The organism is Rhodococcus sp. NPDC057529, from assembly GCF_042802055.1.
GTDB lineage: Bacteria > Actinomycetota > Actinomycetes > Mycobacteriales > Mycobacteriaceae > Rhodococcus_F.
On the sequence record NZ_JBHVEY010000032.1, the window covers coordinates 72523 to 92192 of the forward strand.

The 19670-nt window shown below is 69.0% G+C and carries 19 protein-coding genes; 10 read left to right on the plus strand and 9 right to left on the minus strand.

Translation table 11 applies throughout. The features are described from left to right. Positions 1-201 precede the first annotated feature (201 nt). The 6 genes from ACFU5V_RS38770 to ACFU5V_RS38795 all read right to left on the minus strand — a co-directional run bounded on the left by ACFU5V_RS38770 (position 202) and on the right by ACFU5V_RS38795 (position 7353). Complete coding sequence (locus ACFU5V_RS38770) at positions 202-597, minus strand: nitroreductase/quinone reductase family protein (protein ID WP_378435725.1); 396 nt, start codon at positions 595-597, stop codon at positions 202-204. Positions 598-640: 43 nt separating this feature from the next. After that, positions 641-2023, minus strand: a complete 1383-nt coding sequence (locus ACFU5V_RS38775; protein WP_378706193.1) for a dicarboxylate/amino acid:cation symporter — start codon at positions 2021-2023, stop codon at positions 641-643. A 191-nt stretch (positions 2024-2214) separates the two neighbouring features. Then, positions 2215-3201 (minus strand): isopenicillin N synthase family dioxygenase, encoded by a 987-nt coding sequence (locus ACFU5V_RS38780; RefSeq protein WP_378706195.1) that lies wholly within the window; start codon positions 3199-3201, stop codon positions 2215-2217. Between the two features lie 133 nt (positions 3202-3334). After that, a complete protein-coding gene (locus tag ACFU5V_RS38785) occupies positions 3335-4831 on the minus strand; it encodes an aldehyde dehydrogenase (RefSeq protein ID WP_378706197.1) in 1497 nt (498 codons plus the stop codon). A gap of 27 nt (positions 4832-4858) precedes the next feature. Continuing rightward, complete coding sequence (locus ACFU5V_RS38790; protein WP_378706199.1) at positions 4859-5224, minus strand: cupin domain-containing protein; 366 nt, start codon at positions 5222-5224, stop codon at positions 4859-4861. A gap of 11 nt (positions 5225-5235) precedes the next feature. Continuing rightward, complete coding sequence (locus ACFU5V_RS38795) at positions 5236-7353, minus strand: FAD-dependent oxidoreductase (RefSeq protein ID WP_378706201.1); 2118 nt, start codon at positions 7351-7353, stop codon at positions 5236-5238. Positions 7354-7562: 209 nt separating this feature from the next. Between ACFU5V_RS38795 and ACFU5V_RS38800 the strand changes: the two genes are divergently transcribed. The 3 genes from ACFU5V_RS38800 to ACFU5V_RS38810 all read left to right on the plus strand — a co-directional run bounded on the left by ACFU5V_RS38800 (position 7563) and on the right by ACFU5V_RS38810 (position 10934). Then, complete coding sequence (locus tag ACFU5V_RS38800; RefSeq protein WP_378706203.1) at positions 7563-8180, plus strand: TetR/AcrR family transcriptional regulator; 618 nt, start codon at positions 7563-7565, stop codon at positions 8178-8180. 200 nt (positions 8181-8380) lie between these two features. Next, positions 8381-9922: an APC family permease gene (locus ACFU5V_RS38805; protein ID WP_378706205.1), complete on the plus strand. Its 1542-nt coding sequence runs from the start codon at positions 8381-8383 to the stop codon at positions 9920-9922. Between the two features lie 85 nt (positions 9923-10007). Further along, entirely contained in the window at positions 10008-10934 is a 927-nt protein-coding gene (locus tag ACFU5V_RS38810) for a LysR family transcriptional regulator (RefSeq protein WP_378435707.1), read from the plus strand. Here the strand turns inward: ACFU5V_RS38810 and ACFU5V_RS38815 are convergent. Beyond that, complete coding sequence (locus ACFU5V_RS38815) at positions 10931-12136, minus strand: enhanced intracellular survival protein Eis (protein ID WP_378706207.1); 1206 nt, start codon at positions 12134-12136, stop codon at positions 10931-10933. The genes ACFU5V_RS38810 and ACFU5V_RS38815 overlap by 4 nt on opposite strands. Positions 12137-12255: 119 nt before the next feature. Here ACFU5V_RS38815 and ACFU5V_RS38820 point away from each other — a divergent pair, with 119 nt between their 5' ends. Beyond that, positions 12256-12933: a hypothetical protein gene (locus tag ACFU5V_RS38820; protein WP_378435703.1), complete on the plus strand. Its 678-nt coding sequence runs from the start codon at positions 12256-12258 to the stop codon at positions 12931-12933. Here ACFU5V_RS38820 and ACFU5V_RS38825 read toward each other — a convergent pair. Beyond that, a complete protein-coding gene (locus ACFU5V_RS38825; RefSeq protein ID WP_378435701.1) occupies positions 12891-13799 on the minus strand; it encodes a dienelactone hydrolase family protein in 909 nt (302 codons plus the stop codon). The two genes, ACFU5V_RS38820 and ACFU5V_RS38825, sit on opposite strands and share 43 nt — an antisense overlap. A gap of 192 nt (positions 13800-13991) precedes the next feature. Between ACFU5V_RS38825 and ACFU5V_RS38830 the strand changes: the two genes are divergently transcribed. From ACFU5V_RS38830 to ACFU5V_RS38850, 5 genes are read left to right on the plus strand one after another with little or no spacing between them, the layout of a single operon-like run. Further along, positions 13992-14612 carry a flavin reductase family protein gene (locus tag ACFU5V_RS38830; protein ID WP_378706209.1) on the plus strand — a complete coding sequence of 207 codons (621 nt, stop codon included), beginning with the start codon at positions 13992-13994 and terminating at the stop codon, positions 14610-14612. Further along, positions 14609-16069: a 4-hydroxyphenylacetate 3-hydroxylase family protein gene (locus ACFU5V_RS38835; protein WP_378706211.1), complete on the plus strand. Its 1461-nt coding sequence runs from the start codon at positions 14609-14611 to the stop codon at positions 16067-16069. Before ACFU5V_RS38830 ends, ACFU5V_RS38835 begins: the two co-directional genes overlap by 4 nt. After that, on the plus strand, positions 16066-16479 hold the full coding sequence (locus tag ACFU5V_RS38840; RefSeq protein WP_378706213.1) for a RidA family protein: 414 nt from the start codon (positions 16066-16068) through the stop codon (positions 16477-16479). The genes ACFU5V_RS38835 and ACFU5V_RS38840 overlap by 4 nt, the downstream gene beginning before the upstream one ends. Continuing rightward, complete coding sequence (locus ACFU5V_RS38845) at positions 16476-17147, plus strand: DUF1028 domain-containing protein (RefSeq protein WP_378706215.1); 672 nt, start codon at positions 16476-16478, stop codon at positions 17145-17147. Before ACFU5V_RS38840 ends, ACFU5V_RS38845 begins: the two co-directional genes overlap by 4 nt. Further along, complete coding sequence (locus tag ACFU5V_RS38850) at positions 17144-18301, plus strand: M20 family metallopeptidase (RefSeq protein ID WP_378706218.1); 1158 nt, start codon at positions 17144-17146, stop codon at positions 18299-18301. The genes ACFU5V_RS38845 and ACFU5V_RS38850 overlap by 4 nt, the downstream gene beginning before the upstream one ends. Here the strand turns inward: ACFU5V_RS38850 and ACFU5V_RS38855 are convergent. After that, positions 18298-18711 (minus strand): VOC family protein, encoded by a 414-nt coding sequence (locus ACFU5V_RS38855; protein WP_378441994.1) that lies wholly within the window; start codon positions 18709-18711, stop codon positions 18298-18300. The two genes, ACFU5V_RS38850 and ACFU5V_RS38855, sit on opposite strands and share 4 nt — an antisense overlap. A gap of 126 nt (positions 18712-18837) precedes the next feature. Between ACFU5V_RS38855 and ACFU5V_RS38860 the strand changes: the two genes are divergently transcribed. Further along, on the plus strand, positions 18838-19581 hold the full coding sequence (locus ACFU5V_RS38860) for a DUF429 domain-containing protein (RefSeq protein ID WP_378706220.1): 744 nt from the start codon (positions 18838-18840) through the stop codon (positions 19579-19581). Positions 19582-19670 lie beyond the last annotated feature (89 nt).

Here is a 19670-nt window from a genome sequence, read left to right on the forward strand (position 1 = left end):
GCTCCAGCGCGACGAGCGGTAGCAAATCCGCGCCCGGCGTGCAGGCCGAACGCGTAGTTGTGAACATCACACCTGGCCAGGCCGCAAAACGTGCATACCCGAACGGCCGTTCGGACTGACTGGTCCGTAGATGCACAGAGTTTGGTCAGACGCTGACGCTATTGCGTCCGCGGATGGCAATTCGGTGGGCGTCTCGGCCGCTCAGTCGGTGAGATCGATCCGGACCGTCAGGAGGTCGGTGCCGACCGCGCGGACGGCGGTGCTGTTCATCCGGGGCAGCTGGGCCAGCCGCGCCCTCGTGTCGTCGTCGGGCAGCAGTGTCGCCGTGCCGGTGTGCCACCGGCCGTGGATCCGCAGGCGAACGGCATTGTTCGCACGGATGTTGCGGATGTAGTTCGACTTCTCCCCGAACTCGGACACCAGCCAGAACTCGGTGCCCGTTCGCCGGCCGCCGATCGGTGTGACGCGGGGCCGGCCGCTCACCCGGCCGGTGGTCTCGAGCAGGGTCTGGCTCGACAGTCGCGCGGTGAGCGGGTTGGCGACGTGCCGCTGGAACTGCATGACGAGCCGTCGTTTGATCGCGCTGAGGTCGGCCATGACGAGAGCCTTCCATGTGGGGAAGGCTCTCGTCGAGCGTTCGCTACGCCGCGGCGACCGTGTCGTCGTCCTCGAACGGGTCGCCGGTGCGCTCGGCGTTGTAGCGGGCTTCGTCGAGGATGCCCTCCCGCTTGGCGACGATGGTGGGGACGAGCGCCTGGCCGGTGACGTTCACCGCGGTGCGGCCCATGTCGACGATCGGCTCGACCGCGAGCAGCAGGCCGACACCGGCGAGGGGGAGCCCCAGCGTCGACAGCGTGAGCGTCAGCATGACCGTGGCTCCGGTGGTGCCCGCGGTGGCGGCGGAACCGATGACCGACACGACGACGATCAGGAGGTAGTCGGTGAACGACAAAGGCACACCGTAGAACTCGGCGACGAAGATCGCTGCGATCGCCGGGTAGATCGCGGCGCAGCCGTCCATCTTGGTGGTCGACCCGAGCGGCACGGCGAACGACGCGTACTCGCGGGGGACACCGAGATTGCGTTCGGTGACCCGCTCGGTGAGGGGCAGGGTGCCGATCGACGACCGCGACACGAAGCCGAGTTGTGTGGCGGGCCACACGCCGGAGTAGAAGGCGCGCACGGACAGTCCGTGCGCGCGGATCAGGACGGGGTAGACGACGAAGAACACGACGGCCAGGCCGGCGTACACGGCGGCGGTGAACCAGCCGAGCGAGCCGATGGCGTCCCAGCCGTACGTGGCGACGGCGTTCGCGATCAGTGCCGCGGTCCCGATCGGTGCGAGACGGATGATCCACCACAGCACCTTCTGCACGATGGCGAGGAGCGATGCGTTGAACTGCAGGAACGGTTCGGCTTTCGCCCCGACCTTCAGGGCGGCGATGCCGATCGCGGCCGCGACGACGAGCAGTTGCAGCACGTTGAAGCTCAGCGACGTGCTGGCCGCGCCGTCGGCGACGGTGGTCTTCGCGTTCAGTCCGAGGAAGTTGCTGGGGACCAGTCCGGTGATGAACGCCCACCACGAACCGGTGGTGCCGGGCGCCTTCTCGGTGGCGGCGCTGACGCCGGTGCGGGCTCCGGGCTGGGTGATCGACCCGACGACGATCCCGATGATCACGGCGATGAACGCGGTGATCGCGAACCACAGCAGCGTCTGCACGGCCAGGCGGGCGGCGTTGGCCACCTCGCGCAGGTTGGCGATCGAGCTGACGATGGCCGTGAACACCAGCGGAATCACCGCGACGGTAAGCAATTTCACATAGCTGGAACCGATCGTGTGGACGGTTCCGACGAGCCAGTTCTCGTTGCCGTCGGCGGCGACGGGCATGGCGCGGGCGACGAGACCGAGGACGACGCCGACGACGAGTCCGGTGACGATCTGGGGGCCGAACGACGTGGCCCGCTGGGGGAGTCGGCGCCGAGAGGTGGTCTCGGCGCGCGTGGACAGCGCGGGGCTGGGCATGGGTGTGCCTTTCGCATGGGGCCGTGAGACTGCGCCCGGTGGGGCGGTTACGGCGAGAGAGAGTCCTGAGTGATGCGGTGCGTCAGCGCGAGCGCGGACAGATGGCACTCGCCTGCAGGCGGAGGTCGACGTAACGCCGAGAGGTCAGGAGCAACACTGCGGGAACATTACTCCCGGTGGTGGCGGGAGTTTTACCCCGGTTCCGCCTCGTCCGGATACCAGCGTGCGTAGACGTCGGGGTGGGCGCGGGTGCGGCTCTTCCACGCGTTCTCGCCGTACGTGTTGTAGAGCGGGTTCGACGGGTCCATCTCGATTCCGCGGGCTCGCAGGGCGAGATGCGGCGGCAGGGTGATCACCGGGACCGTGGCGTCGAGAGCGGGATTGAGGAAGTACGGGACCGACAGCCGCTCGGGCGCGCCGGCGGGTGTGAGCACCCGATGCCGGGTGGCCCGGAGGTAGCCCCCGGTCGCGACCTCGAGCAGTTCGCCGATGTTCACGACGAACGACCCCGCCCGGGCGGGCGCGTCGATCCAGTCGCCGTCCTCGGTCTCCACCTGCAGGCCCGACGACCCCGGTTCGAGGAGCAGCATCGTCAGTACCCCCGAGTCCTTGTGGGCGCCCACTCCCTGCTCGCCGGTGTGGTCCGCGCTCGGCCGCGCCGGGTAGCGGACCACCTTGATCAGGGTGGCGGGGGCGTGCGCGAACGCGTCGTCGAAGGTCGCGGGATCGGCGTCGAGCGACGCGGCCCAGTGCCGCAGCAGTCGCATCCCGACGTCGGCGAGCGCGGCGTCCAGCGCCTCGATCGTCTTCTCCAGGTCGGGAAGGTCGCCGGGCCACTGATTGGGCCCCTGCAGGCGCAGGTAGTCGGCGGCGCCGGGGATCGGTGGCCGTTCCGGCCCGATGTCGATCTGCTCGCGCCAGTCGGTCTCACCGTTGGTCAGCTCGCCGCCGAGGCGGTTGTAGCCGCGGAAGTGCGGGCTGTTCAGCATCGCGATGGACTGTTTGGAGTCCTCGGGCAGTGCGAAGAACTCCCGTGCGACCGTGAACACGCGGTCGAGCAACTCCCGGTCCACGCCGTGCCCGTCGAGATAGAAGAAACCTACGTGGTGGGTGATTTCCCGCAACCGTTCCCGCCCGGCCGGTGCGTCGAGTTCGGCGAGATCCACGATGGGGAGCATTCCTCCACGGTATCCCCGGGGCGCTGCCGTGTCAGGCGTCCCGGCGGCGCTCGAGCAGGTGCCACGATTCGGGGGCGAATGTACCCCTCGACGCCTCGGGAGCGCCGAACGGTACATTCGCCCGCCGGGCTCGCTACGGCCGCAACCGGATCCACGTCGTCTTCAGCCCGGTGTACTTGTCCATCGCGTGCAGGGACAGGTCGCGCCCGAAACCGGACTGTTTGAACCCGCCGAACGGGGTCTGCGCGCTGATGGCGTCGACGGTGTTGACCGAGACGGTCCCCGCCCGCAGCGCGGAGGAGACGCGGTGGGCCCGATTCAGGTTCTCCGTCCACACCGACGCCGCCAGCCCGTAGATGCTGTCATTGGCCATGCGGATGGCGTCGGACTCGTCGGTGAACGTCTGGACGGTGAGGACCGGTCCGAACACCTCCTGCGTCACGACCTCGGCGGTCGCGGCGACGTCGCCGAGGATCGTCGGTTCGAGGAAGCATCCGCGGCCGTCGACGGTGGTCCTGTTGCCGCCGAGTAACACCCGGCTGCCCGGGCGGGCGCGTTCGATGACACCGGCGACCGTCCGGGTGTGCCTCTCGTCGACGATGGCACCCAGCGTGGACCCGGGGTCGAGCGGGTTGCCCGGCCGGATCGACGACGCCCGGCGGACGAGGGCGTCGGTGACCTGCTCGGCGACCGACTCCTGCACCAGCAACCGGGAGTTGGCGGAGCACACCGCCCCCTGGTTGTAGAAGGCGCCGAACACGGCCTTCTCGACGGCCTCGTCGAGATCGGCGTCGGCGAACACGAGATTCGGGCTCTTGCCGCCGCATTCGAGCCAGACCTGCTTCAGATTCGAGTCCGCCGCGTACCGGAGGAACCTCTTCCCGGTCTCGGTGGAGCCGGTGAAGGCGACGACGTCGACGTCGGGATGCAGGCCCAGCGAGGCGCCGGCGGCGGCGCCGAGCCCGGGAAGAACGCCCAGGACGCCGTCCGGGAGGCCCGCCTCGGTCGCGAGTTCGGCCAGACGCAGCACCGACAGCGGGGCCTGCTCGGCGGGTTTGACGATGACGCTGTTTCCGGCGGCGAGGGCGGGCGCCAGCTTCCACACCGCGAGATCGAGCGGAAAGTTCCACGGCACCACGGCGGCGACGACGCCGAGCGGTTCGCGGGAGACGAGCGCGAGGCTTCCCGGATCGGTGGGCGCGATCTCCCCGCCGATCTTGTCGAGAGCTTCGGCGTAGAACGTGAAAAGTGCGGCGGCCGAGGGGACGTCGACGGTCAGCGCCTCCGCCACGAGCTTCCCCATGTCGAGGGAGTCGAGCAGGGCGAGCTCGTGGCGGTGCTCGAGGATCAGCTCGGCGAGCCGGAGCAGGACCCGTTTGCGGTGGGACGCCGGACTGCGCGACCAGATGCCCGAGTCGAACGCCTCCCGCGCGGACCGGACCGCCGCGTCGACGTCGAGGGCGTCCGCGGCGGACACCCGGGCGAGCAGTTCACCGGTCGCCGGGTTGATCGAATCGAACGTCTCGTCCGATTTCGCGGGACGGAACGCGCCGTCGACGAACAGTTCGCGGCGCGGCGTGATGGTCGCGGCGAGTGCTGTCCAGTCGTCGAGTGTGGTCGGATCAGGCATCGTCATCCTCGTGCTCGAAAGTGGTGGTCAGGGAACGTAGATGGCGAACTGCTTGAGCAGCGGTGCGTCGACGCGGTACTCCCCGCGCCACCCCCTGGTCAGGGTGAACGCGTCGCCGGGGCCGAAGGTGTGGGCGACCCCGTCGTCCGCCGTCAAGGTCACGGAGCCCTCCAGGACCCGGGTGTATTCGTCGCCCGGGTAGGACTCGATGAACTCGCGGTAGGGCTCGGCGCGCCACGAGCCGACGGTGAACTTCTCGTCGCCGCTGCTCAGGTGGACCATTTCGTGTTCCTGCGGATCGCCCGCCCGGAGCGTCTCAGCGGTGACGTAGGCGCTGGGGGTCATCGCCGCGACGTTCTCGGCGTCGGTGGGGATCGGGTGTACTGCGGTCATGGCGGTGTTCCTCAATTCTGTGCGTTGGCGAACGGGGGGATCGTCAGTGTGCTGACGGGTTCGATCGACAGGCCGGTGACTTCCCGGCGGAAGGCGACGGGGCCCGGCGCGGGCGGTTCGTCGAGTTCCTCGGCGTGCCGGTGCCCGGACCAGACGGCCGCTGCGATGGTGGACGGCGCCCAGGCGTCGCCGATGCCGCGGACGCTGCGCAGGTCGGCGGCGGCCCACTCGGATTCGCGCGACTGCAGGTCGTGGAACAGTCCGTCGTGCGGGAGCCGGGCGGTGACGAGGACGACGCCGTCCGCGTCGAAGAACTGTTCGTCGCCGGTGAACGCGCACACCGTGCGGACACCTTCGGGGGTGATCGCGGTGACGGCGCGGTTCACCTGAACGTGGACCCCGGCCTTGATGATTCGCTTGCGGATCCGGAGCACTTCCATGGTGTTCGTCGTCCACTGCGACACGTGCGCGGCCGGAGTGACCAGGGTGACGTCGAATCCCTCCTTCGCCAGGAGTTCGGCGACGACCGCCCCGAGGTAGTAGTGGTCGTCGTCGAAGAGCACCACCTTGTTGCCCGCGGGTCGCAGCCCCGCCATCACGTCGTCCGGTGTGAGGACGTCGGCGTGGTCGTCGACGGGAACGGCGTGGGTGTGCCACCGGCCGACGCCGTCGCGGCGCCAACTCGAACCGGTGGCGACGACCACGTGGTGGAAGTCGTTGTCGATGACGTCGTCGGCGGTCATCTCGCTCTCCATGAACACGTCCACGTTGGACAGCTTGCGGAGTTGCTGCTGCCGGTAGTCCACCACCCGGATCCAGGCGGACAGTCCGGGCAACTTCGACTCCCGGGTCACCCGGCCACCGAGTTGCCTGCCGGCCTCGGCGAGGCTCACGGCGTAACCGCGTTGCCCGAGGGCACGTGCGGCCTCGAGGCCGGCGGGACCCGCCCCGACCACGAGCACGTTCGACTCGCTCGACCGGACCTTGATCCGCTCCGGGTGCCAGCCGCGACGAAACTCCTCGCCCATCGTCGGATTCTGGGTGCAGCGGATCGGAGACATCGTGAAGTCACCGGACACGCAGATGTTGCAGCCGATGCACTCCCGGATGTCCTCGAGGTTCCCCTCCTCGATCTTGCGGGGAAGGAACGGGTCGGCGATCGACGGGCGAGCCGCCCCGATGAAGTCGAGGATGCCGCTCTTGACCTGGTGCAGCATCGTGTCGGGCGAGGTGAAGCGGCCGACACCGACGACGGGTTTGGTGGTGAGTTGCTTCAGTCCCCGAACATACGGTTCCTGCTCCGCCTCGGGTCCGAACCGTGAGGTGACGGAGTCGTCCTCCCAGCTGCCGAGCACGAAGTCCCACAGGTCCGGGGTCTCGCCGAGCAGGCCGATCACGTCCTCGATCTCGCTGCGCGTGATGCCCTCGTCGCCGAGGAGTTCGTCGACGGAGATGCGGCACGCGACCGCGGCCGTGCCGTCGGCGACCTCGCGGGAATCCTCGAGGATCTCGCGGAGCAGGCGCACGCGGTTGGTGAGGCTGCCGCCGTACTCGTCGGTCCGGTTGTTGTAGCGACGGGACAGGAAGTGGTGCAGGCCGCCGATCGCGTGCCCGGCGTACACGTAGACGATGTCGTATTCGGCCTTCAACGACCGGCGCACCGCCTCCTTGTGCCAGTGCCGCAGGTCGGCGATGTCCGACTTGGTCATCGCCCTGGCCTGGACGGGGTCGTAGTTCCAGGAGACGACGGGCAGATTCTGCGGGCCGAGCGGGGTCTCGCGGCTGATCAGGTTGGGGCTGTTGAGGCCGTTGTGGGCGAGTTCGATGCCGGCGAGAGAACCGCCTTCGTGGATCTTCTCGGAGATCCTGGTGAGGGCGGGCAGGTCCTGGTCGTCCCACAGGCGCAGTTCGATGAACGGGCCGATGTCCGAGGTGGGGTGGATCTCGACCTGCTCGGTGCAGACGACCGCCCAGCCGCCCTCGGCCTTGACCCGCCGCATGTAGGCCTCGCCGGAGGGGTCGCGGTAACCCATGCCGTTGCAGTGGGGGACCTGGAAGAACCGGTTGCGGGCGGTGACCGGTCCGATCTGAACCGGTTCGAACAGGATGTCGTATCGCGGATCACGCACGGTGAATTCCTGACTGGAGACGGGGAGTGGGCTCGCTGTGGTGGCCTGCGCGCTCGGCTGGCCGGCCGTTCCACTGTCGCCGAGACGGCGATTCTTTGCGATCTGTCTCAAATAATTGCCGATGGGGTTGTGAAAGTCCAGGCTCGGTGGGAGAAATACAGCCCCGATCGTGACTTGTTTATTGATGAAGTTCATCAATAATGGTGGTCATGGCACGTCCGAAGAGGCAGGGAGTCCGGCGCAGTGAGATGGTCTCGGCGGCCACCACCGCGATCACCAAGCGGGGCATGACCGGGCTGCGCATCAAGGACGTCGCGGAGGAGGCGGGACTGTCGGCGGGTCTGGTCAGCTACTACTACCCGTCACTCGAGGACCTGCTCGTCGAGGTGCACGAGCACGCGGTCGACCGGTTCTACCGGCGCAGGCACGACGCGGTGCAGGATCTCGCCGATCCGGTCGAGCGGCTGCGCACCACGGTGCGGCTGGGTATCCCCGATGCCGCCGACGATCCGTTGTGCACGGTCCTCTACGAACTGCATCTCCACGCGAGCCGCAACGCGACGCACTCCGCGCTGCTGTCGACGCTGTTCGACCTGGAGGTGTCGCTGTACAGCACGGTGCTCGAGATCGGCCGGTCCCAGGGTGTGTTCACGCCGTCGATGCCCACTGAGGAGATCGCCCGCACCGCGGTGAGCCTCGAGGATGCCTACGGCCTGCACATCATCGCGCGGAACCGGCGCGTCGAGCCGTGGACCGCGCGGAACAGCGTCCTCCGCTACCTCGAGACCGTGCTGTCGTGCTCGATCGCCGAGTTCGCCGCGGACTAGTCGCAGGGATTCACCGGAGTCTTGGCATCTGCAGAACTGATGCACTACCTCGGATCTTTGTGTTGTACAGATTTGCCGGGTGCGGACGAGAGTAGTGACCGGCATCACTGCACCGTTGCCGCCGAAGGCCGACACCGTTCCGGCCGAAACACGGTAACGCGCAAGCACTTTCCTATCGACTCCAGCAACGAGGTACATCGATGAGCGACAACACCCCGACCGCCCTGGCGGACGAACAGACACGACACCTGAAGAAGTCCCTCGGCCGTTTCGACATCGTCTTCCTCATCGTCGCGGCGGTGGTGTCGGTCGAGGTTCTCGGTCAGGTCTCCACGTTCGGCGCGGAGACCTTCACCTGGGCACTGGTTCTCGCGGTGTTCTTCCTGCTGCCGTACGGCCTGATCTTCGCCGAGATCGGCAGCACGTTCACCGGTGAGGGCGGCGTCTACGTGTGGGTCCGGCGAGCGTTCGGCCGGCCGCTCGCGGCCCTCGCGTCGCTGCTGACGTGGGTGACGCAGCCGGTGTGGGTCGGAGGGTCGATGGCGTTCATCGCCGCCGAGACGTGGAACCACTACGTCACAGCGTTCGAGGAGGGGTCGGTGACGGACTACCTGTTCAAGCTCGTCTTCATCTGGCTGACGGTGCTCGCTGCCGTGGTGAGTCTCGCACGGGGCAAATGGATTCCGACGGTCGGCGCGTTCCTGAAGATCGTCTTCCTGTTGTTCTTCCTCGTCACCACCGGGATCTATGCCGCGAAGAACGGTTTCGCCGGCATCTCCGCCGGCGACTTCCGCCCCACCCTCACCGGGCTCCTCGGGGTGACACCGCTGCTGCTGTTCTCCTACCTCGGTTTCGAATCCGGGAACAGCGCCGCCGGGGAGATGAAGAACCCCGCCCGAGACGTCCCGATCTCGATCGCCCGCGCCTGCGGCATCGCCGCCGCGTCCTACCTGCTGCCGATCTTCGCGATCCTCCTCGTCGTGCCCGCGGACGACATCACCGGTGTCGGCGGCCTCCTCGAGGCGGTCGCGACCGTGTACAGCGTGTACGGACCCGCCGCGCCCGCCATGCTGACCGTCACCGGGGTGATCTTCGCCGTGATCCTGATGACCCAAGGGGCGGCGTGGATGATCATCAGCGACCGCATGCAGGCGATGGCCGCGGCCGACGGCGCCTTCTTCGGCGGGTTCTTCGGCCGATTCCATCCCCGCCTCGGAACGCCGGTGCGCGTCAACTTCCTGTCCGGAGTCGTCGCCACCGTCTTCATGATCGCGGCGATGCAGATCACCGGGTCCGGCGGTTCCATCTTCGCGGTGGTGCTGACGATTTCGATCTCGACGTTCCTGCTCAGCTACCTGATCGTCATCCCGTCCGCGGTCCGGCTGCGCACCCGGTTCCCGGACGTCGCGCGGCCCTTCCGGGTGCCCACCGGGAACGTCGGCTTCCGCATCCTCGGCGGCCTCTGCTTCGCCTGGGTGCTGCTCGGTTCCTGGGTGGCGGTGTTCCCCGGCACGCTGGAATCGGTGTTCGGCCTGGACTACGACTTCACGGAGATCTGGGGCGTGAGCCAGGGGACGTTCGAACTGTTCACCCTCGGGACGCTGGCCGTGCTGGCGCTCCTCGGGGCGGTCGGCTACGTGCGGGGCGCGTCGGTGCGGTCCGCGAGCGGCCCGCGCACCGCGCGGGAGGACGGCCCCGGATCGGAGCCGGACCCCGGCCTCGTGAAGGCTGACGTCCGCTGACGGCGTCGCGGCCACCCCGGGTGCCGTGGTGGCTCCCCGGTCGGAGACCTGCGATCCTGGTGGCCTCAGATCCCGAGGAGCGCGCATGCAACGACGACCCGACGTGACGTTCACCCAGCTCAGGTATTTCGTCGAGGCCGCGAACTTCTCCAGCATGACGAAGGCCGCCGACGAACTGATGGTCGCGCAGTCGGCGGTCTCGTCGGCGATCTCCCAACTCGAGCACCAGATCGGCACCCAGCTGTTCATCCGGCAACGGTCCCGCGGGCTCGTTCTCACGGCGGCGGGGGAGGAGATGCTCCGCGACACCCGCAGCGTCCTCGCCCATCTCGGGGAGGTCCTCGACGCGGCGCGCGGCCACGAGGACACCGTCCGGGGAACGGTGCGCCTGGCCTGCTTCGTCACGCTCACCCCGTTCATCCTCCCGACGCTCATCTCGGACCTGCGCGATCAGCATCCCGACCTGGAGGTGGAGGTCGTCGAGACGCAGGCGGAGGCGGTGCGGGCGGCGTTGCGGAACGGCACCGCGGAACTGGCCCTCACCTACGACCTCGCGCTGGGCGAAGACATGGAGACGGAGACGCTGGGCGTCGCGAGGCCGCACGTCGTCCTGCCGCCGGACCACCGGCTGGCCGGCCACGACGCGATCGCGCTCGCCGACCTCGAGGGCGAACCGATGGTGCTGCTGGACCTGCCGAGCAGCCGCGACTACTTCCTCGCCATGCTGTCGGGGTCGGGGGTCACCCCGATGGTCCGCTACCGGTCGGCGAGCTACGAAACGGTGCGGGGGCTCGTCGCCCGCGGCCACGGCTTCTCGATCCTGAACCAGCGGCCCGCCGAGGGCCGGACGTACGACGGCGGGAGGGTCGCGACACTGCCGATCGCCGACGACGTTCCCGGACTCCCCGTCGTCCTCGCCCGGCTCAAAGGGGTCCGGAGCACGGCGAGGGCCCGGGCCGTCGCCGAGCGGGCGCGGGCCGTGTTCGCGAAACAGGCACGGACCGCGGGCTAGAACCCCCAGCCCATCTGGGCGTCGCGGTCGGAGCCGAACGCGTGCTCGAACCGGTCGAGGACGTCGGCATCGGCGGCCCACAGCCGGTTCGCGGCCGCGAGCGTCCGCGCCCGGTGTGCCCCGAGGTACAGGCTGCCGAGCACGTCGAGGTCGAGGACCATGTGCGGTGCGGCGTCGGTCCGTGTGCACACGGCCTTGCCGTCCCGGACGGTGAGGGCGAATGTGCCGCCGGCGTCCAGGAACCCGTCGTCGACCTGCACCACCACGTCGAGGTCGCCGCGGAACGTGCGGGCCTCCAGCGCGGCGGGGACGTCCATGATCCGCACCCACAACTCGTCGTGACGCGAGGAGGTGCGCACGAGCCGGCCGTCGGTGAGCAGATAGGGCAGCGGATCCTCGGGGGTGAGGTTCGCTTCGATGCGGCGCACGAGGTCGAGGCCGAGCATCGCCCGCCACAGAGCGGCGTGCGCGTCGCCGGTGACCGTGCGGATCTCCTCCACCCGGGCGAACGATCCGTTGTCGCCGGAGGCGCGGCGGTACAGCACGTAGCCGTCGTCGTGGACCAGCCCGAACAAGGCTGTGCCGCCACCGCGCTCGCTCTCGCGGTCGGCGAAGATCCGGTTCCACACGATCTCCGGCCGCACCTGCGCACCGGGCGTCACCTGCTGCCAGCGGTGGTAGACGTCCGTGAATGCAGGCCGGGCCTCCGCGGGATGGACCATCCGCACACCGCCGGGGTCCGGCGCCTTCGGGTGCGGGACGGCGAACCGGCGGTCGATGCTCACCGTCGACTCGACCGTCGCGGGTCCGTACCCGAACCGTCCGTAGATGCCGCCCTCGCTGGCGGTGAGAATCGACAGCGGCACGCCCGACGCCCGGATCCGTGCGTGGTGTTCGGTGTACAGCGCGCGGAGAACGCCGCGCCGACGATGGGTGGGCGCGACCGTGACCGCGGTGACGCCCGCCGCCGCGACGCTGCCGCCGCCGGGAACGGTGACGGTCATGGGAATGTCCATCGTCGCGCCGACGACCTCGTCCCCGTCCAGTGCGATCACCGGTGGTTCGCCGCTGACGAGCTGCCTCCAGTGGGCGGTGAATTCCTCCGTCTGCGGTGTCACGAAGCAGATCTCGTTGAGCACGACGATCTTCGGCCAGTCCTGCTCGGTCGCAGTTCTGATCGTGATTCCGCCGATGCTCGTCATGTTTCGACACTGGCACACCCCGCGTGGACTCGCAGCCGAATTTCCGCGCCCGGCCTTGACCGGGCCCGGGACTTCGGAGAGTCTGAGAACCCGGGCCGACGGGTGAGGGGGACGTCACGATGTCGAAGGACCGCACCTCGTCCGCGCCGCGCCGGGTGCTGCGCCTGCGCCGGGAGTCCTGGGGATTCGTCATCGGCTCCTTCCTGTTCGGACTCGCGGCCACGCGGGTGTACGGCGACGCGGTCGGCCCGCAACTCGACAACATCACCTACTTCGTCGGATCGTTGTTCTTCACCGCCGCCGGATTCATCCAGTTGTCGCTCAGCGGCCGACCGGTGCCCGGAGCGGAATCGCACCGGGTGGAACGCTACGACTGGTGGGCCGCACTGATCCAGTTCGTCGGCACCCTCCTGTTCAACGTGAGTACGGCGGTCGCTCTGATCCAGGGGCTCACCGCCGAACAGGACCGGGTGTGGGGGTGGCGGCCCGACCTCTTCGGGTCGACGGCGTTCCTGGTCGCCAGCGGTCTGGCGGTGGTGGCCACCACCGAAACCGACAAGCTGTGGGATCCGCACGCCCGCAACTGGCGCAGCACCTGGCTGAACATGATCGGGTCGGTGGCGTTCGGGGTGTCCGCGGTCGGCGCGTACATCGTGCCGGGCACGGGCGTGCTGAAGAATGCGACGGTCGCGGACCTGGGGACGTTCGTGGGAGCCGTCTGCTTCCTGGTGGCGGCGCTGCTGATGCGCCCGCCTCACCCCAGGTATTCGCCGAACCAGGCGAGGACTCTTTCGTAGGCCTCCGCCGCCGCGGTCGCGTTGTACCGAGGCCCGGTGTCGTTGAAGAACGCGTGATCGGCGCCCGGAACGGTGACGATCTCGTGCGGCAGCCCCGCCTTCGCGAGTGCCGCGGCGGCGGCGTCGCGGGAGGCGTTCACCCTCGCGTCCTGTTCCGCGTAGATGGCGAGGACCGCGGCCTTCGACCCGGAGAAGTCCGCGCCCTCGGGTAGGGGACCGTAGAAGGGGACGGCCGCGGCCAGTCGCGGTTCGCCGGATGCGAGGAGTTGCCACACCATCCCACCGCCGAAGCAGAACCCGACAGCCGCCGCCTTCTTGTCCGGTACCCGGCGGCCGAGTTCGTCGACCCCGGACTTCATGTCGGCGACGAAGCGTTCCGGCGGCACGGTGGCCAGTGCGGCGGTGGCCTGGGCCTGGTCGGTGAACGTCGCCGTCCCGCCCTCCTCCGACAGCAGGTCGACGGCGAGCGCCGAGTAGCCGGCACCGGCGAATCGGCCCGCCACCGAACGGATGTGGTCGGTGAGACCCTTGTTCTCGTGGATCACGAGCACCGTTCCGCGGGGCGTGGCCGCTTCGGCCCAGGCGCCCTGCAGGACCCGTCCGTCCGGGCCTGCGAACGTCACGGCCTCGGTGCCCACGGCGTCGGCCGTTCCGGGCGGCGGGGGTGTCGCTCCACCGGGTGTCGCAGGCGCCGACGTCGACGACTGCTCGTCGCTGCCGCTGGAGCACGCGGCGAGCAGGGAGGTCGCCGCCGCCACACCGAGGCCGACGAGTCCGAGCCTGCGCAGCGCCTCCCGGCGCGTCAGCAGCCCGTCGGCGTGGTCGATCGCGATCTCTTCGGCGATGTAGCGCTGCAGTGGCGTCATGGCTGTCCCCGTCCGCATCGGCTGATGTAGGAATTATCGCTGGTCCGAACGCTGCGGGTCACCCGTTCGCGCTGCATCGATTTTCGTTATGCACTGCTCCACTTATCTGTGTTGTACAGATTTCGCCGTGGACTTCAAGATTGGTTCCACGGCACGAACTCCTCGCTCACCGCACACAGAAAGGAGCCCGTCATGCCGATCGCCGACCCCCACTCAGCCGTCGAAACGACGGCCCGAACATCGGTGGCCCCACCGGTGCCGGACAACTCGACCGCGAACTTCGTCACGGCCATGGGCGCCGTCGCGACCGGGGTCACCGTCGTCGCGACCGACGGTCCCGGCGGCCGCGCCGCGCAGACCGTGAGCGCGATGTGCTCCGTGTCGGCCGACCCCGCGCTGGTGCTGGTCTGCCTCCACGGACGGAGCCCCGTCAACGACGCGATCTCCGAGAATGGCGTCTTCTGCGTCAATGTGCTTGCCACCCAGCATGATCACGTCGCCGACACGTTCGCGGGCCGTCCGTGGCCCGGCAAGGAGCGGTGGGACTTCACCTGCGGGCACTGGACCGTCGCCGCATCCGGTTCACCGCGCGTGCACGACGCGATCGCGTCGTTCGACTGCGCCGTCCACGAGGTCGTCGACGCCGGCACCCACCGCGTCTACATCGGGCGTGTCGCCGCCGTGGAGTCGCACCCCGGGGAACCGCTCGTCTATGCGTCCCGCACCTACAGCAAGCCCGCAGAATTCGAACCTTCCACCTTTCCCGACTACCCGGACGCGCACCCCGCGTCCAGGACCAGGAGCACGACATGATCCGCACCGGTGACGAATACAGGGAGTCCATCAGGGACGGCCGTGAGGTCTGGGTCGACGGGGAACGCGTCAAGGACGTCGCCGACCATCCCATGTTCAAACCGATCGTCGACGTCCGGGCCCGCATCTACGACCTCGCGCACGACGAAGCCACGCAGGACGCGATGACCTACGTCGACCCCGACTCCGGTGAACGCAACGCCGTCGCCAACAAGTTGCCCCGCACCCAGCAGGACTGGCTCGACAAGCGCGCCGCCGTCGACCTGGTGCTCGACGACACCCGAGGCGTGGTCACCCGCGTCGGCGACGAGACCATCGGTGAGATGTGGTCGCTGTTCGACGGGCAGGACGTCCTCAACGAGGTGGACCCGCGCTTCTCGGAGAACATCCGCCGCCATCTCGAGCGGTCGGTCCGGGAGGATCCGTTCCACGTGTCGGCGAACACCGATCCCAAGGGCGACCGGTCCAAGGCCCCGCAGGACCAGGATCCCGACATGCTGCTGCACGTCGTGAAGGAGACCGACAACGGCATCGTCGTGCGCGGCGCCAAGTACGAGACCGCAGCCGCGTATTCCAACCAGGCGTTCACCAAGCCGACCATCGCGAACTGGGGCAACAGTGAACTGTCCGACTACGCCGTCGGATTCGTGCTCGACATGGGTGCGCCGGGGTTGAAGTACATCTCCCGCAACGGGTTCGCCGGCCGCGCACCGGCCGCCGACTACCCGCTCGCCAACCGGGTCGACGAGGTCGAGTCCCTCGTCGTGTTCGACAACGTCGAGATCCCCTGGGAAGACGTGCTGTTCTACCGGCACACCCGGGCCGCGACATTCATCCGCTCCACCCTGCACCGCTACAGCGCGTTCCCGTTCGTGCAGCGCACCCTGCACCTCGCCGACCTCATGATCGGATCGGCACTGTGGAACGTCCAGCAGAGCGGGCTCGAGAAGCAGCAGGCCGTGCAGGAGAAACTCGCCCAGCTCGCCTGCTACCGGGAGACGATCAACGCCCACCTCACCGCCGCGATCTCGCTGGCCGAGCCCAGCCCCGGCGGTCTGCTCATGCCCAACCAGTCCCTCCTCTACACCGGCAGGGTGATGGCGCTCAGCCAACTGCCCGCGATGATGCACATCGCCCGCGAACTCTGCGGCGGCCAGATCTGCATCACCCCGGACGCCGCCACGTTCGCCGACCCGGACGTCGCGCCGTGGCTGGAGAAGTTCTACTCCATCAACGACAACTGGGTGGCCGACGACCGTCGCAAACTCCTCGCGTTCGCCCGCGACCTGCTCAACAGCGACTACGCCGGACACCGGCTGACGTTCCAGCTCTTCGCCCAGTCGCCGCCGTTCGCGCAGCTCGCCGCCGTGTACCGCAACTTCGACTTCGACGGGCCGCTCGGCCTCGTCAAGGCCGCGGCGGGACTGTCGGACAACGTCGACGGAGGTGCGGCATGACCACCCACACCCGCATCCGCCCGTTCAACACCCGCGAGACGTACCCGGAACAGAACCTCGACAACGATCTCGCGCAGGCCGTCGTCGCCGGCGGCGTCGTGTACCTGCGCGGGCAGATCGGCCAGGACCTCGACACGAGGGCGTCCGTCGGAATCGGTGACGTCGAGGCCCAGGCCGAGAAGGCGATGGCGAACATCGCGATGCTGCTGAAGGAATCGGGCAGCCGCCTCGAGGACGTCGTCAAGGTCACCATCTACCTCGTCGACGTCCGGTACCGGGAGACCGTCTACCGGGTGGTCGGGCGCTGGCTGAAGGGGGTGCACCCGGTGTCCACCGGCATCGTCGTCGACGCCCTGGCCCGGCCCGAATGGCTCGTCGAGATCGACGCGACGGCAGTGATCAGCTCATGACGTTCTCACTCGTCGCCCGTGACCCCGGGGGCGCGTTCGGGATGGTCGTCTGCTCCTCCAGCCCCGCCGTGGCGTCGCGCTGCCTGCACGTGCGGTCCGGTGTCGGCGTCGTCGCCTCCCAGAACGTCACCAATCCGCAGCTGGGACCGAGAGGACTCGACGCGCTCGCGTCGGGCGAGAATGCGGAGGCCGCGCTGAAATCGGCACTCGCGCAGGAGCAGTTCCCGGAGTACCGGCAGATCGTCGTGGTGGATGCGGACGGCGGCACCGCGGTGCACTCGGGTGCGCAGACGCTGGGCATCCACAGCAGCGCGCAGGGTAGCGGCGCCGCCGTCGCGGGCAACATGCTCCGCGACGAAGGCGTCATCCGGTCGCTGCTGTTCGGCTACGTGTCGAGCACGGCCCCGACGTTCGAAGGCCGATTGCTCGACGGTCTCACCGCCGCGGTCACCGCAGGCGGCGAGGCCGGACCCGTGCACTCCGCCGGAATGCAGGTGGTCGAGGACGTCCCGTGGGCCGTCACCGATCTGCGCGTCGACTGGCACGACGACCCGGTCGGCGAACTGCGCCGGCTGTGGACGGTGTGGGAACCGCAGAAGCGGGACTACCGGGTGCGGGGCGTCGACCCCACGGCCGCCCCGTCCTACGGCGTTCCGGGTGACCTGTGAACGCCGACAAAGTGATTCGCGACGGGGCCAGGCGCGCCGAAGACCGGATCCTGGCGCTGTCGCACGACCTGCACACCCACCCGGAGGTCGCGTGGGAGGAGGAACGCTCGTGCGTCCGGGTCGCCGGCGTGCTCTCGGACGCCGGTTTCACGGTGGAGCAGCAGTACGTCGGGCTGGCCACTGCGTTCCGCGCGCACGTCGGCACCGGGCCGCTGCACCTCGCGGTGTGCGCGGAATACGACGCGCTCCCCGGCCTCGGCCACGCGTGCGGGCACAACGTCATCTCCGCCATCTCGGTGGGGACGGCGCTGGCCCTCGCGCCGCTCGCCGACGACCTCGGCATCACCCTGTCGGTGCTCGGCACCCCCGCCGAGGAGGGCGGGGGCGGCAAGATCGAGATGCTGCGACGCGGGGCGTTCGAGGGCGTCCACGCCGCCGTCATGGCCCACCCCGGACCCGTCGACGTGGCCCGTGCCGAGCCGTACGCGGTGTCCCACAGCCACATCCGGTACGACGGCAAGGCCGCGCACGCGGCGGCGTACCCCGAGCGCGGCGTCAACGCGGCCGACGCGTTCACCGTCGCCCAGGTCGCCATCGGGCTGCTCCGGCAACAGCTACCGTCGAGCGCGCGCGTGCACGGGATGATGACGCGCGGGGGAGAAGCGCCCAACGCCATCCCCCAGCGCACCGAAGGCCGCTGGTACGTGCGCGCCGAGACCCTGGACGAGCTGGCCCGCATCGAACCCCGGGTCGCCCGCTGCTTCGAGGCCGGCGCCGTCGCCACCGGCTGCGAACTCACCATCGCCCCGGAAAGCGAACCGTACTCGGAGTTCCGCACCGACGAAGCGCTGCTCGCGTCGTACGTCCGGCACGCGGAGGGCCTCGGCCGCGTGTTCCGCACCGGCCCGGACTCGCTGATGAACCGGGCCTCCACCGACATGGGCAACGTCTCGCAGGTGATACCCGCGATCCACCCCTACATCGGCATCGACTCGGCACCCGCCGTCAACCATCAGGCCGAGTTCGCTGCGGCCAGCGCCGCACCCGCCGCCGACCGCGCCGCCGTCGACGGCGCCCTCGCGCTGGCCCTGACCCTCCACGACGCCGCCCGCGGCTCCGCCACCCGTGAGTACTTGTTAACCGCCCGACGTTAGGAAGTACTCACGGGTGCCGGAGGCGCAAAGAACTCCAGCGCAATGTTGTCGGGGTCGCGGAACGAAATTCCGGACCCGTAGTGCGCCGTCTTGATGCCCCCGTGCTCGATTCCGAGTGCGTCGAGCCGCTCCACCCACCCGGGCAGTGCGTCGAGGGAACAGGCGAACGCGATGTGGTCGAGCCCGACCTGCCGTTCGTCGAACCTCGTAGGTGCGCCGCTGTCGGGATGGGTGTGCAGGCCGAAGAGCATGCCCCCGTCGAGGGCGAACACCGTGTGGTGGAACGTCCCCGATTCCTCGTCCTCGTCCAGGACGGGCGCCGAACCGAACAATGCTGTGTACCAGGCGGTGCTGGCCGCCAGGTCGGACACGGTGATCGCGACGTGGGTGAGGCCCGGGAAACTGGACATCTGCGACTACTCTCTGCTCCGGTGAATCGGTCTCTTCTTTCGACCCTAGCGAGCCGGCACTGCCGGGTGGTGGACAACGACGAACGCGACGAGGCTCCACCACCGCGTCGGACGTAGCCTGGTCCGGTGCGCACGGTGGGAGTCGACCTTGCGGCCGAGCCGAGGAAGACGGCCCTGGCCGTCGTCGACTGGTCCGACGGCGTGGCCCGCGTCGAGTCGATCCGGCTGGGAGTCGGCAACGATGCCATCGCCGAGGCTGTCCTGGCGTGCGACAGGGCCGGTATCGACGCACCGTTCGGCTGGCCCGACGCGTTCGTCCGGATGGTGTCCGAGCACCACGCCGGCCGACTGCCCGCGACCGTCGGTCTCGCCAACCGCGAGGGGCGTCGTCCGCTGACCAAGCGGCGCACCGACCTCGTGGTGCAGGCCGCGACGGGAATAGCGCCGCTCAGCGTGTCGGCGGACCTCATCGCCCACGTCGCCTTGCGCTGCGCCGGCATCCTCGCCGAACTCGGCGACCTGGGCGTCGACGTCGGCCGCGTCGACGGGCGGGTGGTGGAGGCGTATCCGGCGGCAGCGCTGCACACCTGGGGGCTGGTGTCACGCGGGTACAAGAGCGTGCAGAACCGGGTGACGTTGGGAGAGTTGGTCGACGCGTTCCTCGCGGCCGCGGACTGGATGGAACTCGGTGCATTCCAGACGATCTGCCGTGAATCGGACGACGCGCTAGACGCAGTGCTTGCCGCTGTCATCGCGCGGGCCGCGGCCCTCGGCTGCACGGCACTACCCGAGTGTGGCGACCGCGTCGTCGCCGAGCGGGAGGGGTGGATTCACGTGCCGACGGCCGGCCTGCAGTCGCTGCGGCCCTAGTGTGTCGGTCCGGAAATTATCGCTGTAATTACCTATGGTGTTGTAGTGGCGGATTTCGGGCGTGATGGCGAGTTTGTGTTGACCGGTGA